Here is a 14,911-nt window from a genome sequence, read left to right as displayed (position 1 = left end):
ACTGAACCGCTCTACGCGCTCACGCTCTGCGCAACCGCTCCCAGCGGTCGGCATGAATTGCGGATCATCAGCCGGCCCTTGAGCACCAGCTTGCGCGGCGGCGCGTCGCGATTTCCGGCAAGGCGGTCGAGCAGCAAATTGGCCGCCTGTTCGCCGATCGCCTGCACCGGCTGTGCCACCGTGGTCAGTTGCGGGACAAACACGTCCGACCACGGAAAATCGTCGAAACAGGCGATCGAAACATCTTCCGGGCAGGACAGGCCGATATCGCGGATCGCCTTCATGGTGCCGATCACCATCGGATTGTTGGCGGAGAAGATCGCGCTCGGCCTGTCGTGCAGCGACAACAGCTGCATGGCCGCGTTATAGCCGTCGATCTCGTGAAAATTGCCGGAACGTACCAGCTCCTCGGCGACCGGCAGGCCGGCTGCCTGAAGCGCTTCGCGATATCCGGCCATGCGATCATGCATCGGTGAGATATCCGACGTTCCGGTGATGTAGCCGATGCGCCGGTGCCCGAGATGTATCAGGTAGGTGATGGCGTCGAACACGGCGCGCTGGTTGTCGAGCACCACGGCATCCGTGTCGACACCGTCGCAGATGCGGTCAAGCAGGACGACCGGCACGTTGGCGTCGTCGACGATGCGCTTGAGGATCGTCCCATCGCCGACGCGCGCCACGATCAGCCCGTCGACCATACGGTCGAGCAGCAGCCTGATCTGGTCGTCCTGGGTGTTGAGGTCCTCGTCCGTGCAGCACAGCATGACCGCATAGCCGGCGCGGTCGAAGGCCTGCTGGATGACTGACACGACATCGGTGAAGAACGGATTGGTGATGTGCGGGACAGTCAATCCAATGGTGCGCGTTGTGCCCATTTTCAGGCTGCGGGCGATCGCATTGCGCTTGTAGCCGATATCGCGGATCGCCTGCTCGATGCGCTGGCTGAGCTCCGGACTGACGGTCGCCGTGCCGTTGATCAGCGCCGAAACCGTGGCGACCGACACGCGCGCCGCTTCGGCCACGTGAAGCATGGTCGGCGCCGTCGATTTTCGCTGCCTTGTCTTGCTTGGCCCTGCCATTTTCGAAACGTTTCGCCGCCTCTCTATGCATCATACCTACGGAATATCGCGGTTTTTCGCAAGAATTGAAATGAGGTAATCTCACGTCACCAGATAGAAGCTTGACAGGATCGAAACGTTTAGAATAGCGTTCATGAGGGTCAGACGACGACGGAAGGGAGGCCGCCTTTGTCATGGAGCACGGAAATTCCATCGCGCGTCGGGATGTTGCGGCGGATCGTTCGGATGTCGTCCTGAGCGCCGAGCACGTATCCAAGAGCTTCGGCGGCATTGCCGCCTTGGTCGACGTCGGTTTCGAGTTGCGGCGCGGCGAAGTCCACGCCTTGATGGGCGAGAACGGCGCCGGCAAGTCGACGCTGATGAAAATCCTTTCCGGTGTCTACACCGGCTACGACGGCACGGTTCGCGTCGACGGCGTAGCCGCGAATTTTGCCGGCGTGCGCGACGCCGAGGCCGCCGGCATTGCCATCATCCACCAGGAGCTCAATCTGGTTCCCGAACTCAGCGTCGCCGACAACATCTTTCTCGGACGCGAGAAGCTGATCGCCGGGCTGATCGTCGACCGCAAGGCGAGCAGCCGCGCCGCCAGCGCCCTTCTGCAGCGGCTGGGCATCGAGCTCGACCCGGAAGCCCGTGTCGGCACCTTGCGCGTCGGCGAACAGCAACTGGTCGAGATCGCCAAGGCGCTGTCGATGTCGGCGCGCATCCTGATCATGGACGAGCCTACTTCGGCGCTCTCTCCAGCCGAATGCCAGAGGCTGTTCCGCATCATCCGCCAGCTTGCCGACAGCGGCGTCGCCATCGTCTACATCTCGCACCGCATCGACGAGGTCATGCACCTGGCGGGCAGGGTCACGGTGTTTCGCGACGGACGCCACGTGCTGACGCGGCCGATGGGCGAGCTCGACGAGAACGCCATCATTTCGGCAATGGTCGGGCGAGACCTGCTGGCCTCCTCGGAAGAGGAGCGCCGTTCCGGCGGCGAAATCGTGCTTTCCGTCGAGAACCTGTCGCTGACGAAACCCGACGCCCATGGCTGGCGCACCGTGATCGACGGAGTCAGCTTCGAACTCGCCGAAGGCGAGATCCTTGGCATTGGCGGGCTGCTGGGTTCAGGGCGCACCGAAATCCTGGAGGCGATCTTCGGCTCGAGCGATGGCCGCACCGGCGGCGAGATCCGGCTCGACGGCGCGCCGGTCGAGATCCGCTCGCCGCGCGATGCCAGGCGCCTCGGCATTGCGCTGGTGACCGAGGACCGCAAGACCCAAGGCCTGCATCTCCAGGCTTCCATTACAGACAACGTCGCATTGCCGCTGGTCGGATCGCTGGCGCGTTTCGGCATCCGTTCGCTGGCCGGCGAACAGGAGCTGGCGCGCCACGCGGTCCGGGCGCTCGGCATACGCTGCGAGGACATCGACCAGCCAGCCGGCACGCTGTCGGGCGGCAACCAGCAGAAGGTCGTCATCGGCAAATGGCTGGCGACACGGCCGCGCGTGCTTCTTCTCGACGAGCCGACGCGCGGCATCGACGTCGGCGCCAAGCGCGAGATCTACGATCTCATCTTCAAGCTTGCGCGCGACGGGCTGGCCATTGCCGTCATCAGCTCCGAATTGCCGGAACTGCTGCACCTCTCCGACCGCATTCTGGTGATGGCCGATGGCCGCCAGACCGGCATCCTTTCCCGCGATGCGGCGAGCGAGGAGGCCATCATGCGTCTCGCCGCGCCGCGCCGCACGATTTCGAGACCTGCCGCATGACCGCCTTGAAACTCCTGTCCCGCACCAAGCTCTATTGGGGCCTCATCGCCATCTTCCTGATCGGCGTGCTGGGCTCGCCGGTCAGCTCCAAGGGCAACAACATCTTCCTGTCCTACGGCAATCTGCTCGACGTGCTGCGCCAGGTGTCGACCACCGGCCTGATCGCCACCGGCATGACGGCGGTGATCATCACCGGCGGCATCGATCTTTCCGTCGGTTCGCTGATGGCCATCTGTTCGGTGGTCTGCGCCATGCTGCTGACGGTTCCGGGCGTGACGCCGGGAGTGGTGCTTGGCGTGCCCACCGTCGCCGTGGTGGCGCTCTGTCTCGGCTTTATCGTCACCCGCTTCATCTTCCTCAATCTCGAAAAGTCGCGCGCCGGCGCCGATGCCTCGCGCGACGCAAGGCTGGACCGCGCCCGCGGCCTGGTCACGCCGGCAATCGTCGGCGTGGTCCTGTGCTGTCTTTCCCTGTGGTACCTGCTGCCGCAGGTCGAGCCCAAATTCGGCGTCCTCGGCGTGCTGCTGGTCGCGCCATGCGTGGGCCTGCTGTTCGGTGCGCTCAACGGCTTCATCATCGTTGCCGGGCGGCTGCAGCCCTTCATCGTCACCCTGGCGATGATGGTGACGGCGTTGGGCATCGCCCGGCTGACCGCCGGCCAGAACAATGCTGTGCTGCCGGTCTATACCGGCTCGAACGCCACCGAGGATTTCGAGCTGCTGCGCTCGATGGTGTTCGGCGTCATTCCGATGCCAGGCCTGTTCTTCCTCGGCGCCATCCTGATCTATGGCGCGGTGCTGCGCTTCACGCCGTTCGGCCGCTATGTCTACGCCATCGGCGGCAATGAGGAGGCGGCCAGGCTTTCCGGCATCGCCGCCGGCCGGGTCAAGATCGTCACCTACGCCGTTTCGGGCCTGCTCGCCGGCATTGCCGCGGTGCTCTATGTCGCGCAGTACCGGCAAGGCAAGCCCGATGCCGGCGCCGGCCTGGAGCTCGACGCCATCGCCGCCGTGGTCATCGGCGGCACCAGCCTGATGGGTGGGCGCGGCAGCCTCACGGGGACATTCTGCGGCGTGCTGATCTTCGGGCTGCTGTCCAACATATTGCAGCTCCACAACATCAATTCGAACCTTCAGCTGGTGCTGAAGGGGATGATCATCATCGGCACAGTGCTCGTGCAGGAGCGCAATGCCGGTGATCTCCTAGCCTATCTGCGCCTGCCCGGAGCGGCGCACAAGGAAACGGCCGCGGCAAAACGGCCGTCGCAAGAGACCCGGTCTCTCAATCTCGGAGGAAACAAGAAATGAAACGACGTGACACGCTGAAGCTTGCCGCCCTTGGCGCGGCATTGCTGACCACCACCGCGCTGCTCTCCACCGGCCACGCCATGGCCCAGGACAAGAAGTGGAAGATCGGCTTCTCGCAGGTGACGACCATCGAGCCTTGGCGCGCGCAGTTCAACAAGGACATACTGGCTGAGGCCGCCAAGCACCCCGAGGTCGAGCTGATCATCACCGACGGCGAGGATAAGACCGAGAAGCAGGTTGCCGATGTCGAGAACCTGATCCGCCAGGAGGTCGATGCGCTCTTGGTGTCGCCGAAGGAATCGGCCGGCCTGACCGGCGTCGTGCAGCAGGCGATCGACGCCAAGATCCCGGTCTTCGTGCTCGACCGCAATGTCGACACCAAGGACTACACCCAGTTCGTCGGCGGCGACAACAAGCTGATCGGCCGCGCGGCCGGCGAATATGCCGTCGAGCTGCTCGGCGGCAAGGGCAAGGCATCGGGCAATGTCGTCGAGATCTGGGGCGGCATGGGCACCCAGCCGGCGCATGACCGCCATGACGGCTTCCATGAGTTCACCGACAAGGAGCCGGGCATCAAGTACCTGCTCGACCAGCAGTCGGGCGACTGGAAGCAGGACCAGGCCTATAATCTGATGGCCAACGCGCTGAAGAGCAACGAGAAGATCGATCTCGTCTACGGCCACAACGACCCGATGGCCTATGGCGCCTATCTTGCCGCCAAGGATGTCGGCCGCGAGAAGGACATCAAGTTCATCGGCATCGACGGCCTGCCCAACGAAGGCGTGCAGATGGTGAACAAGGGCGAGCTGACGGCGACCTTCACCTATGTCACCCCGGGCGCCGAGGGCCTTCGGCAGGCGATCAAGTTCCTCAATGGCGAGAAGGTCGAAAAGACCATCACCTTGCCGACGCAGAAGATCACCAAGGAAAACGCCGCCCAGGTGCTGAAGGACAACGGCCTCTGAGATTTCGCCGGAGATAAGCGCCGGCCCAAGGTCCAGGTTCTTCGTCCCAGGACAGCTTGGCGCCCACCTCTCCCCCGTCGATCGGGGGAGAGGTGTCGAGCGAAGCTCGACGGAGTGGGAGTCGACCCTTGGCGCGGTGCAGGAAGGTTCTTGCGCCCTAGTCCCCTTTCAATATCCGTCGGCGGCGGTGGCCAGGTGGTTCCCGTCCGGAGGGAGAGGAAAGGACCTCGTCGCCGGCCTACGCCAATTTCGCCAGCAGCTTCATGAAGGTGGCGATCTCCCTGGCCGTGAGCGGTGCCAAGGTTTCCTCGGTAATCTCGCGCGCCAGCGGGATCAGGCGTTCGATCGCCTCGCGCCCTTCGGCGGTCAAATTGACCAGCAGCCGCCGCTTGTCGCCCTCGTGCTTGGAGAGCTCGACAAGGCCGCGCGCCTTCAGCCTGTCGATCACGCCCTTCACCGTCGCCGCATCCATGGCGATCAGCGTGCCGAGCTGGTTCTGCGAAGTCTCGCCGACATCGCGCAGCTTGGCCAATGCCGCGAATTGCGGTGGCGTCAGGTCGCCGATATGGGCAGCGAAGATCGAGACGTGGCGCTGATGCGCCTTGCGCAGGATGAAGCCGACCTGCTCCTGCAGGTGGTAGTCCTGATCGTCCGCCTCCTCGACCTCGACCAGCTTCAGCAGATTGTCCTCGCCGCTCACCGCAGCCCGTCCCATGCCTTGATGTCGTCGGCGGCCAGGCCGCCCATGCGATTGTGCACGCGCGGACCGCAGGTCATGGCGAGGCAGAACAGGATCTCGTCGGGACGCGGTCCGTCGCTGACGCCGACTTCCATCGCATCGAAATGGCTGCGCACATAGGCGGCGTTGATGTGGCCGAGAGGCACATCCAGCCGCGAGCCGAAGGCGCCGACCTTCTTGGCCGACGGCACGATCGCCTTGGCGTCGCCGAGCCGCTCGCGCATGGCGTAGCCGCCCGGCACATGCCAAAGCGCGCCATGCTCGAGTTCGCCCGATATGCCGACGATGGCGCCTTTGCCATAGCCGTCGATCTGCTTCACGTCGCCACCCAATGCCGCTATCAGCCGGTCGGCGAGCAGCAGGCCAAGCGGCTTCAGATCGTCCATGGCGCTCTGCAACTCCTCGACATAGCGCCCGGCGAACGGGTTCTTCACCAGTGCCATGGCGGCGGCACGGCGGCGCGGCACCTTGGTCGCCGGCCCGCCCTCATGAAAAATCTCTTCGGTCAGCACCACGATCTTGCGGAGCGGAAACTCAGGCATGGGCAACTTCCTTCCCTGGACTTTTGTCGGGCGCGGCAAGCGCCATGGAGCCCTCGATGCGAGTCTGGCCGGCGAGGAACAGCGCCGATGCGGCGATCAGTCCCCTGCGGCGGAAATCTTCGGCGACGGCAAGTCCGCTGTCCAGCGCCGTGGCAATCTCTTCGGCAGAAAGCGGCCCGACTTCTTGCGTCACCAGCCTGTCGCCAAGGTCGTTATCCGGCACCAGATCATGCGCGGGCACACGCCGAATAGCGGGATGGTGGGCCAAGTCGACGGCATTGGCGATCAGCGTCGCCGCGGCATCGGCCTCTGCGCCGGTCCTCGCCAGCACGGTGACGGCGTCGGCGATGCCGAGCGAAAACGAGCGCCCGCGCCAGCCACTGGTGGCAATGCCTTGCACGCCGTCCTCGGCGCTGATGACGATGCGGTCGGCAAGGCCATGGCCGGTGCCGGCAATGGCAAGAGTGATCGATTGGCCGGCACCGAGATGAAGCGCGCTGTCGCCACCGTTGTTGACATAGGCGCGATCGAGTTTTCGCCCGGCAATCAGTGCGGCAAGTATTTCGTCGGCTACCGAACCGGCGACGGCTGCCATCGGCGTGATGAAGTCGTCCGCCAATGGGGTAACTGCCGCTTCCATGCGCCGCGCCGTCGAGCCGGCGAAGGCGCGGGGGCGCAACGTGGCCGGCCGGCGCAACTCGGGCAATTCCTCCACCAGTTCCGGCAGGATGGTCTGGAATCGCGCCACGGCCTGCTCATAAGCTCGCCGGCATTCGCCTGGCGTCCCAAAGGCCTCGACGATCAGGTCGATCGGCCCGTGATTGAGGTGCAGCCGCTTGCCATCCCCGAGCCAATGCGCTTGCGGGCCGTTCATCGTCACGCGGCCCCGTTCGCGGGCGTGCGCCGCAATTGCGCCAGCGGCGGCCATGGGTTGCCGGCCGGCGCACCGTCGCCCCGACGCGCGTTCAGGTACTCGCCACCCTTGGCAACGACATCCTCGACGCTGCGGATCTCGGCGTCGTAGCCGCCGAGCCTGACATAGTCGTCGCGGCGCAGCGTGAATTCGATGGGCGCCACCAGCGCCGGCGTAGGCACATAGCCGAAGGCGCCTTCCGGCACGCGCGTCACATCCACCATCAGCGTGATGCCGCCGCCCGGCCAGACATAGACCGGCGCGCCGCCGACCGTCACATAAGTGGTCAGGCCCTGCACGGAACGCGTCAGGTTGACGGGGTTTTCGGTGACGCCGGCGCGCAGCGAACCGCCGGCGCCGCCGATGAACAGCACGGTGCACAGCGCCGGTTCGCAATTGTCCTCGATCAGCCCCACGGATTTCTGCAATCGTTCGGGGAATGGCTTTTCGACTGGCTTCAACTGGTCGTCGAGTTCGTAATAGGCGAACTGCTCGCCGGTGGTCGATACCATCAGCAGCGACAGGCCGGGCCGCGCGCCCTTCTTGGCGTTCCATTCGCCCAGGATCGACAGCGGGTCGGATATGCTGGTGCCGCCCCAGCCGAGGCCGGGCTCGGAGACCTTGAAATAGCGCCCAGGCGTCGAGCGGCGGCCGATGATCTTTATCCCCGTGTCCTGCCAGCCCAGCACCTTGCCGGCCTGATGCTCCGAGACGACGCCGGTTATGTGGTCGTCGACCACCACCACCTCGTCGACCAGCCCGCGCCATTGGGTGGCGAACATGCCGATGGTCGCCGACCCGCAGCCGACCCGCATGCGGTGCTCCTGCTTGCCGTCGATGACAGGCGGTTTGCCGGCTTCGACTGTTATCGTGGCTCCGCCGTCGATGGTCAGTTCTACTGGCTTGCGGTTGCACAGATCGAGCAGCGCATCGCAGGTGGCGCGGCCTTCGGCCTTGGAGCCGCCGGTCAGATGATGCACGCCGCCCAGCGACAGCATCTGCGAGCCATATTCGCCTGTCGTGACATGACCGATCGCCTCGCCTTGCGACCGCACGACAGCCGTTTCGGGTCCGATATGACGGTCGGTGTCGATCTTCACCTTGACGCCGCAATAGGAGAAGATGCCCTCCGTGACGACGGTGACGAGATCGACGCCCTCGACCTGCTGGCTGACGATGAAGGGCGCCGGCTTGTAGTCGGGATAGGTGGTTCCTGCCCCGATCGCCGTGACGAAGCGGCGGCCGGTGTTGACCAGTTCGCCGTCCCAGGCCTCGCCCTCGGCGACGAAGGGCACGACAGCGCCGCCGATCTCGGCGGTATGATCGAGAATGGTCAGCGGGTCCATGCGCACGATCCGGCCGCCGGCATTGCCGTAGCGGTCGCAAGCGCCGGTGCGGCCATCTGATATGTAGCACATCACAGGGCAGGCATCGCAGCGGATCTTCTCCGCCACCAGCTTCTCGCCGGGATCATGGGTTTCGAAGCGTTCGGCAAGCTCGCTCATCGGCATGCCTCCTTCTCGCGGATGGCGGCGCGGATCCGGGCCGGCGTCGCCGGAACTCTGGTGACCAGCACACCAGTGGCATGGCGGATGGCGTTGAGGATCGCCGGCGCCGTCGGGATCAGCACATGTTCGCCCAGGCCCTTGGCGCCGAATGGCCCTTCCGGGTCTGGCACCTCGATCAATATCGTCTCGATCGGCGGCACGTCGCCGATGGTCGGAATGAGATAATCGTGCAAATTCTCGGTGCGGCCGGGAATATACTCTTCCATCAGCGCCATGCCGATGCCTTGCGCGATGCCGCCCTCGATCTGGCCCTCGGCCAGCAGAGGGTTGATCGCCTTGCCGACATCGTGCGCGGCTGTGATCTTGACCAGCTTGACCGTGCCGAGCTTGAGGTCGACCTCGAGCTCGGCGATCTGCGCGCCGTAACCATAGACCGCATAGGGCTTGCCCTGGCCCTTGGCGTCGAGCGGCAGCGTCGGCGGGTCGTAGGTCTCCTCGGCGCGGAAGACGAAGCCGTAGATATCCGCTTCGAGTGTGCCAAGATCGACACGGCGGACCGCCTCGCCCTCACGGATGACGATCGCCGGACCTTCGAGCTGAAGCGACGCTTTTTCCGAGACATTGGCAAAGCGCAGGATTTTTTCGCGCAAGGCGCGGCCGGCCTTCTCGGCCGCCTTGCCGGTGACGAAGGTCTGGCGCGAGGCCGAGGTCTTGCCGGCATCGGGAGTGATCGCGGTGTCGGCGTTTTTCAGCCGGAACCTTTCCAGGGGCAGGCCGAGCGCGTCGGCGCAGATTTGCGTGATGACGGTGTTGGAGCCCTGGCCGATGTCGACCGCGCCCTGGTGCAGGATGATCTCGCCTGAAGCCGCGATGCCGACCCGGATGGTCGATGGATTGGGCAGCGAGGTGTTGCCGCAGCCATACCAGCAGGAGGCGATGCCGACACCGCGCTTTTTATCCACGTTGGCACTGTTGAAGGCATCCGCGTCAGCCACTGCACGCGCCCAATGCGGCCGCAGGGCATCGAGGCATTCGGCAATGCCGACGCCCGATTCCAGTCTCTGTCCGGTGACTGTTTCGGATCCGTTACGAAGGCAGTTTCTCAAGCGGAAGTCGAGCCGGTCGATGCCGAGCTTGCCGGCCAGCTCGTCGTACAAGGTCTCCTGCATGATCGTCGCCTGCGGCACGCCGAAGCCCCGGAAAGCGCCGGAAATCGGCCCATGCGTATGGACGGCGCGGCCTTCGGCGCGGTAGTTCGGGGTCGCATAGGGACCCGAGGCATGCACCGGCACACGGTTGGCGACGGTCGGTCCCCAGCTCGCGTACGCCCCGGTGTTGAAATCGCCTGAGAAAATCATGCCGGTGACATGGCCCTCGGCGTCGGCGCCAATGGTCGCTTGCATCTGCGCCGGGTGGCGCTTGGTGGTCGACATCATCGATTCATTGCGCGTGTAGGCAAGCGCCGCCGGCCGCCCGGTCCTCATCGCCACCAGGCCGATCAGCGGTTGCAGGGACACGTCGAGTTTGGAACCAAAACCGCCGCCGGTCGCGGTCGGCACGATGCGCACCTTGTCGACGGGCAGGCCCAGCACCTTCGCCGTGTCGTCGCGGTCCATATAGGGCGCCTGCGTGCAGGCGACGACGACCAGCATGTCGCCATCCATATAGGCATGGCCGGCTTCCGGCTCGATATAGGCATGCTCGACATAGGCCGTCTCGATCGCACCGGTCACGGTGACAGCGGCATCGGCAAGCGCCGTCTCGGGATCGCCGCGTTCGACGAAGCCCTTGGTCAGAAGGTTGGCCGGGCGGTTCACATGGATCAGCGCCGCTCCTTCGGCCTGTGCCTCGCAAGGCTGCAACAGATGTGGCAATTCGGTCCAGCGGATCGGGAAATCCGACAGGTCGAGATCGAGCATCGCCTCGCGCTCGCCGGCAACAAGCGCCACCGCCTCGCCGCGAAACCGCGCCAAGCCTTCGGCGAGAGCCGGCTGGTCGGCGAACGGACCGATGACGCCGAAACAGTTCTTTCCCGGGATATCGGCCGCCGTGAAGATACCGGCGATGCCGGGACGAGCTTTTGCCCAGCCATCGAGGTCGCCGAAGGCGAAGCTGGCATGGTAGTGCGGCGAGCGGATTACCAGCACCGCCAGCGCATCGGCCGGGAACGAATCGCCGCCGAATTTCTCACCGCCGGTCACCTTCGGCACGCCATCGAGCCGGATCGGGGAGGAACCAATGGCGTGACCGGACCGAGGCAGACGGAAATCCAGGCTTGCAGCCTGGGCGGACGCATCCATCACAGCAGCGACGATCTTCCGGTACCCGGTGCAACGGCAGAGGACACCACCAAGCGCGTCCTGCACTTCGATCTCGCTCGGCCTGGCTTTCTTCTCCAGCAGGGCCGTCGCCGCCACCAGCAGGCCCGGCGTGCAGATGCCGCACTGCGCCGCACCATGCGCCAGGAAGGAGGCCTGTAGTGCCGACAGCCGGCCATTGGCGAGCCCTTCGACCGTCGTTACCGACGCTCCGGCGGCCGACGCCGCAGGCATCAGGCAGGCGCAGACCGGATCGCCATCGACCAGCACCGTGCAGGCGCCGCAGTCGCCGGCGTCGCAGCCGACCTTGGTCCCGGTCAGCAGCAATTCATCGCGCAGCACCGCAGACAGCCGGCGCAGCGGCGGCACGTTGACCGAGACGGCGGCGCCGTTGACCGCGAAGGTGATCTCCGCGCGTGCCAAGCCAACTGCATCACTGCCGGATAGGGCCCCGCCGGGTCGAGCCTGGCTGATGTGAGGCTGAGCTTTGTTCATGCCGCCACCCTGTCACCGCTCATCGGCCCCGCCGCCGCAAGCACGGCGCGGACAACGATTTCGCGCGCCGCGTCCTGCCGGTATTCGGCGCTGCCGCGCACGTCGCCGATCGGCGACAGCTCTTCCATCGGCGCGGCGAGGACCGCTGTAGCCAGCCCATGATCCGCCGCCAGTCCGCGCAGGGCCGCCTCGACCCCGCCGAGCCGCTTTGCAACAGCCGAGCAGGAACCGACGGCGACCGCCGCTTGCTCGACGATGCCGTCCTGCACGACTAGGCGTGCCCCCACCATGGCGATCGAGATGACGAGATAGCGCCGCGCGCCGAGCTTGACGAAAGCCGACATACCCGCGCCGGCCGCTTTCGGCACGCGGATGGCGGTTACCATCTCGCCGGGCCGCAGGTCCGTGCGGCGATTGCCGAGGATGAATTCCCGGAGCGGCAGGTGGCGCACCGCTTGCGCCGAGCGCAGTTCTATCTCGGCGTCGAGCACCAGCAGCGCCGGCACGCCATCCGCGGCCGGCGAAGCGTTGCAGAGATTGCCGGCGATCGAGGCGACATTCTGGATCTGAACGGACCCGACCTCCCGCGCGGCCGCTTTCAGCGCATCGAAGGCCGGCGGCAAGGGATGGCGAACGATATCGGTCCAGCTGGTGCGCGCCCCGATCTGCCAGTGCGTTTCCGTTTCCGCAATGCCGCGCAGCGCGGCCAGCCCGTTGACGTCGAGCACATTGTCGCGGAAAGGCTTGTTGCCTTGCGCCGGGTAGAAGTCGGTGCCGCCGGCAAGGATGCGCCACGAAGCTTCGCCAAGCAGGGCGAGCGCCTCGTCGACCGTGGTGGGTTTCGCGTAACGGATCACGCTTTGCCTTCCCAGAAAAAGGGCCTTTCCGAGGGAACTTGCCGGCGTCCGGGCCCGGCTTAAATTCATTCGTATGCAAATGATATCAAGTCGGCGGAAATTGTCAAAGCCGGAGTTTGCGCAGCACCCGCACGGCTGCCGCCGCCACGCATTTGTTCTCCGCAAAATCTAGGTGCTGGGGCGCCCTTTGCGCGTTCGGGGTTGCGCCCGGCGCTCTAATGGTTGACGCGGCCCGCCATCTGGTCAAGTTTCTCCCTCCGGTCGCGCCAGCGGCTTTCTTTCGCCGGGATCCCCTTGGGAGCCCGCGCCCGATACCGACAGGAAGGAACCCCATGGCCGAAGAAGCGCTTGTCGTCATCGACCTGCAGAACGACTTTTGCCCTGGCGGCGCGTTGGCTGTGACCGGCGGCGACGAGATCGTGCCGCTGGTCAACGACCTGATCCGGCGAACCGATCATGTCGTGCTGACGCAGGACTGGCATCCAGCCGGCCATTCGAGCTTTGCCTCAAGCCATCCAGGCGCCCAGCCTTTTGAAACCATCGAGATGCCCTACGGCCAGCAGACATTGTGGCCTGACCATTGTATCCAGGGCAGCCTCGGCTCGGATTTTCACTCGGGTCTTGCCTGGACCAAGGCCGAGCTCGTCATCCGCAAGGGATTTCGGCCTGATATCGACAGCTATTCGGCCTTCTTCGAGAACGACCACACGACGCCGACCGGCCTTGCCGGCTATCTCAGGGAGCGCGGCATCGACAGTCTGACCCTGGTCGGCCTGGCGACCGATTTCTGCGTCGCCTTCTCGGCGCTCGACGCGGTCAAGCAGGGGTTCAGGACCACTGTCAGGCTCGATGCCTGCCGCGGGATCGACCTCAACGGTTCGGTCGAGACGATGTTGGCAAGGATGCGCCAAGCAGGCGTGACGCTCGAAGACCACGCGGCGGACTGACCTCATCGTGGGAGAAGAGAAGGGGTCGATAGGGGCGACGGCTTTGACGGCAAGTGCCGTGGTGGCTGTCGCGATGCTGTTACCGGGAACGGCCTTCGCCGCGGAAGAGCACGGCCTGCCAGGCCGGACGATGTCGCTGTGGTGGGCGCTGCCCTTTGCCGGGCTGTTGCTTTCGATCGCCACGGGACCGCTGCTTTTCAACCATGTCTGGGAGCATCATTACGGCAAGATTGCTGCATTTTGGGCGGCTCTCGTGGTGGTGCCACTCGCATCGGCCTTCGGCACGACGGTGGCAACGGAAGCGGTGCTGCATGCGCTGCTCACCGAATACATGTCGTTCATCATTCTCCTGTTCGCGCTGTTCACCATTTCGGGCGGCATTCTCGTGGCCGGCAACATCCACGGCACGCCATTGGTCAATGCCGGGCTGCTGCTCATCGGCGCCCTGCTCGCTTCCGTCATCGGCACTACCGGCGCCTCGATGATCCTTATCCGGCCGCTCATCCGCGCCAATGACAACCGGCCGTTCAACGCCCATGTCATCATCTTCTTCATCTTCCTGGTGTCCAACATCGGCGGTTCGCTGACGCCGCTCGGCGACCCGCCGCTGTTCGTCGGCTTCCTGCGCGGCGTCGATTTCTTCTGGACCACCGCCAACCTCTGGCGCGAGACCCTGTTCGTCAGCGTCGTCGTGCTCGCCGTCTTCCTGGCGATCGACACCACGCTGCATCGCCGCGAAATGGGCGCGCCAAAGATCAAGGACCCGACGCCGGACACGAAAGTGCGCATCCGCGGCCTGCCCAACCTGCCGCTGCTGGCCGGCGTGATCGGTGCGATCCTGCTTTCGGCCACATGGAAGCCCGGCATCAGTCTTTCCATTCAGGGGGTGGACCTCGAGTTGCAGAACCTTGTGCGCGATGTCGTCATCCTGGCGCTTGCCTTCGTTTCGCTGGCCGTCTCGCGCAAGGAGTATCGGCAGGCGAACGGTTTCAACTGGGGGCCGATCGCGGAAGTGGCGAAACTGTTCGCCGGCATCTTCGTCTGCATCGTGCCCGTCGTCGCCATCCTGAGGGCCGGCCACGAAGGCGCGCTGGCGCCGCTGGTCGCGCTCGTCACGTCAGCGCAGGGCATGCCCAACGATCTCGCCTATTTCTGGCTGACCGGAGCGCTGTCGTCCTTCCTGGATAACGCTCCGACCTACCTGGTGTTCTTCGAGCTGGCCGGCGGCGCTCCCCGGCATCTGATGACGGAGCTCGCTTCGACCTTGGCGGCGATCTCGGCGGGTGCGGTGTTCATGGGCGCCAACACCTATATCGGCAACGCGCCGAACTTCATGGTCTACGCCATTGCCCGGCACCGCGGCGTGAACATGCCGGGTTTTTTCGGCTACATGGCGTGGTCGGGCGCGGTGCTGATCCCCACGTTCTTGATGGCGGGCTTCCTGTTCTTCGGGTGAGCCGGCGAGGACGCCAGGCCCTTACCTT

At 65.1% G+C, this 14,911-nt stretch carries 12 protein-coding genes; 5 read left to right on the top strand and 7 right to left on the bottom strand.

The genetic code is table 11. From position 1 onward, the window contains the following. Nucleotides 1-11: 11 nt before the first annotated feature. On the bottom strand, nt 12-1,031 hold the full coding sequence (locus FJ949_RS00875; RefSeq protein WP_140491411.1) for a LacI family DNA-binding transcriptional regulator: 1,020 nt from the start codon (nt 1,029-1,031) through the stop codon (nt 12-14). Nucleotides 1,032-1,252: 221 nt separating this feature from the next. Between FJ949_RS00875 and FJ949_RS00870 the strand changes: the two genes are divergently transcribed. Genes FJ949_RS00870 through FJ949_RS00860 form a run of 3 tightly spaced genes read left to right on the top strand, consistent with a single transcriptional unit; the run spans nt 1,253 to nt 5,108 of the window. Then, nucleotides 1,253-2,836, top strand: a complete 1,584-nt coding sequence (locus FJ949_RS00870) for a sugar ABC transporter ATP-binding protein (RefSeq protein ID WP_140491409.1) — start codon at nt 1,253-1,255, stop codon at nt 2,834-2,836. Next, a complete protein-coding gene (locus FJ949_RS00865; RefSeq protein ID WP_140491407.1) occupies nt 2,833-4,143 on the top strand; it encodes an ABC transporter permease in 1,311 nt (436 codons plus the stop codon). Before FJ949_RS00870 ends, FJ949_RS00865 begins: the two co-directional genes overlap by 4 nt. Further along, nucleotides 4,140-5,108 (top strand): substrate-binding domain-containing protein, encoded by a 969-nt coding sequence (locus FJ949_RS00860; protein ID WP_140491405.1) that lies wholly within the window; start codon nt 4,140-4,142, stop codon nt 5,106-5,108. Before FJ949_RS00865 ends, FJ949_RS00860 begins: the two co-directional genes overlap by 4 nt. A gap of 238 nt (nt 5,109-5,346) precedes the next feature. On the opposite strand, the gene FJ949_RS00855 is transcribed toward FJ949_RS00860, so the two are convergent. The 6 genes from FJ949_RS00855 to FJ949_RS00830 are packed head-to-tail and all read right to left on the bottom strand — an operon-like array spanning nt 5,347 to nt 12,480. Further along, a complete protein-coding gene (locus FJ949_RS00855; protein ID WP_140493433.1) occupies nt 5,347-5,808 on the bottom strand; it encodes a MarR family transcriptional regulator in 462 nt (153 codons plus the stop codon). Next, the gene (locus FJ949_RS00850; protein ID WP_140491402.1) at nt 5,805-6,389 is read right to left on the bottom strand and encodes an amino acid synthesis family protein; all 585 of its coding nucleotides are present in this window, start codon (nt 6,387-6,389) and stop codon (nt 5,805-5,807) included. Before FJ949_RS00850 ends, FJ949_RS00855 begins: the two co-directional genes overlap by 4 nt. Beyond that, complete coding sequence (locus FJ949_RS00845) at nt 6,382-7,263, bottom strand: UPF0280 family protein (protein WP_140491400.1); 882 nt, start codon at nt 7,261-7,263, stop codon at nt 6,382-6,384. The genes FJ949_RS00850 and FJ949_RS00845 overlap by 8 nt, the downstream gene beginning before the upstream one ends. Nucleotides 7,264-7,265: 2 nt before the next feature. Next, nucleotides 7,266-8,807: a 6-hydroxynicotinate reductase gene (locus FJ949_RS00840; RefSeq protein ID WP_140491398.1), complete on the bottom strand. Its 1,542-nt coding sequence runs from the start codon at nt 8,805-8,807 to the stop codon at nt 7,266-7,268. After that, entirely contained in the window at nt 8,804-11,623 is a 2,820-nt protein-coding gene (locus FJ949_RS00835; protein ID WP_140491396.1) for a molybdopterin-dependent oxidoreductase, read from the bottom strand. Before FJ949_RS00835 ends, FJ949_RS00840 begins: the two co-directional genes overlap by 4 nt. Beyond that, the gene (locus tag FJ949_RS00830; protein ID WP_140491394.1) at nt 11,620-12,480 is read right to left on the bottom strand and encodes a xanthine dehydrogenase family protein subunit M; all 861 of its coding nucleotides are present in this window, start codon (nt 12,478-12,480) and stop codon (nt 11,620-11,622) included. Before FJ949_RS00830 ends, FJ949_RS00835 begins: the two co-directional genes overlap by 4 nt. Before the next feature lie 332 nt (nt 12,481-12,812). On the opposite strand from FJ949_RS00830, the gene pncA reads away from it, so the two are divergent. Beyond that, nucleotides 12,813-13,427 carry a bifunctional nicotinamidase/pyrazinamidase gene (gene pncA / locus FJ949_RS00825; RefSeq protein WP_140491392.1) on the top strand — a complete coding sequence of 205 codons (615 nt, stop codon included), beginning with the start codon at nt 12,813-12,815 and terminating at the stop codon, nt 13,425-13,427. Between the two features lie 73 nt (nt 13,428-13,500). Further along, nucleotides 13,501-14,883 carry a sodium:proton antiporter gene (locus tag FJ949_RS00820; RefSeq protein WP_140493430.1) on the top strand — a complete coding sequence of 461 codons (1,383 nt, stop codon included), beginning with the start codon at nt 13,501-13,503 and terminating at the stop codon, nt 14,881-14,883. Nucleotides 14,884-14,911: the final 28 nt, after the last annotated feature.

It is taken from the genome of Mesorhizobium sp. B2-4-1 (assembly GCF_006442185.1).
Lineage (GTDB): Bacteria > Pseudomonadota > Alphaproteobacteria > Rhizobiales > Rhizobiaceae > Mesorhizobium.
The sequence above is the reverse complement of the archived record's forward strand: the minus strand, read 5'-3'. Positions and strand labels throughout refer to the sequence as shown.

Excerpts from the sequence above, each read along its gene's own strand:
- FJ949_RS00875 (WP_140491411.1), bottom strand. The coding sequence starts at position 1,031 with ATGCTTCACGTGGCCGAAGCGGCGCGCGTGTCGGTCGCCACGGTTTCG.
- FJ949_RS00870 (WP_140491409.1), top strand. The coding sequence starts at position 1,253 with ATGGAGCACGGAAATTCCATCGCGCGTCGGGATGTTGCGGCGGATCGT.
- FJ949_RS00865 (WP_140491407.1), top strand. The coding sequence starts at position 2,833 with ATGACCGCCTTGAAACTCCTGTCCCGCACCAAGCTCTATTGGGGCCTC.
- FJ949_RS00860 (WP_140491405.1), top strand. The coding sequence starts at position 4,140 with ATGAAACGACGTGACACGCTGAAGCTTGCCGCCCTTGGCGCGGCATTG.
- FJ949_RS00850 (WP_140491402.1), bottom strand. The coding sequence starts at position 6,389 with ATGCCTGAGTTTCCGCTCCGCAAGATCGTGGTGCTGACCGAAGAGATT.
- FJ949_RS00845 (WP_140491400.1), bottom strand. The coding sequence starts at position 7,263 with ATGAACGGCCCGCAAGCGCATTGGCTCGGGGATGGCAAGCGGCTGCAC.
- FJ949_RS00840 (WP_140491398.1), bottom strand. The coding sequence starts at position 8,807 with ATGAGCGAGCTTGCCGAACGCTTCGAAACCCATGATCCCGGCGAGAAG.
- FJ949_RS00835 (WP_140491396.1), bottom strand. The coding sequence starts at position 11,623 with ATGAACAAAGCTCAGCCTCACATCAGCCAGGCTCGACCCGGCGGGGCC.
- pncA (WP_140491392.1), top strand. The coding sequence starts at position 12,813 with ATGGCCGAAGAAGCGCTTGTCGTCATCGACCTGCAGAACGACTTTTGC.
- FJ949_RS00820 (WP_140493430.1), top strand. The coding sequence starts at position 13,501 with ATGCTGTTACCGGGAACGGCCTTCGCCGCGGAAGAGCACGGCCTGCCA.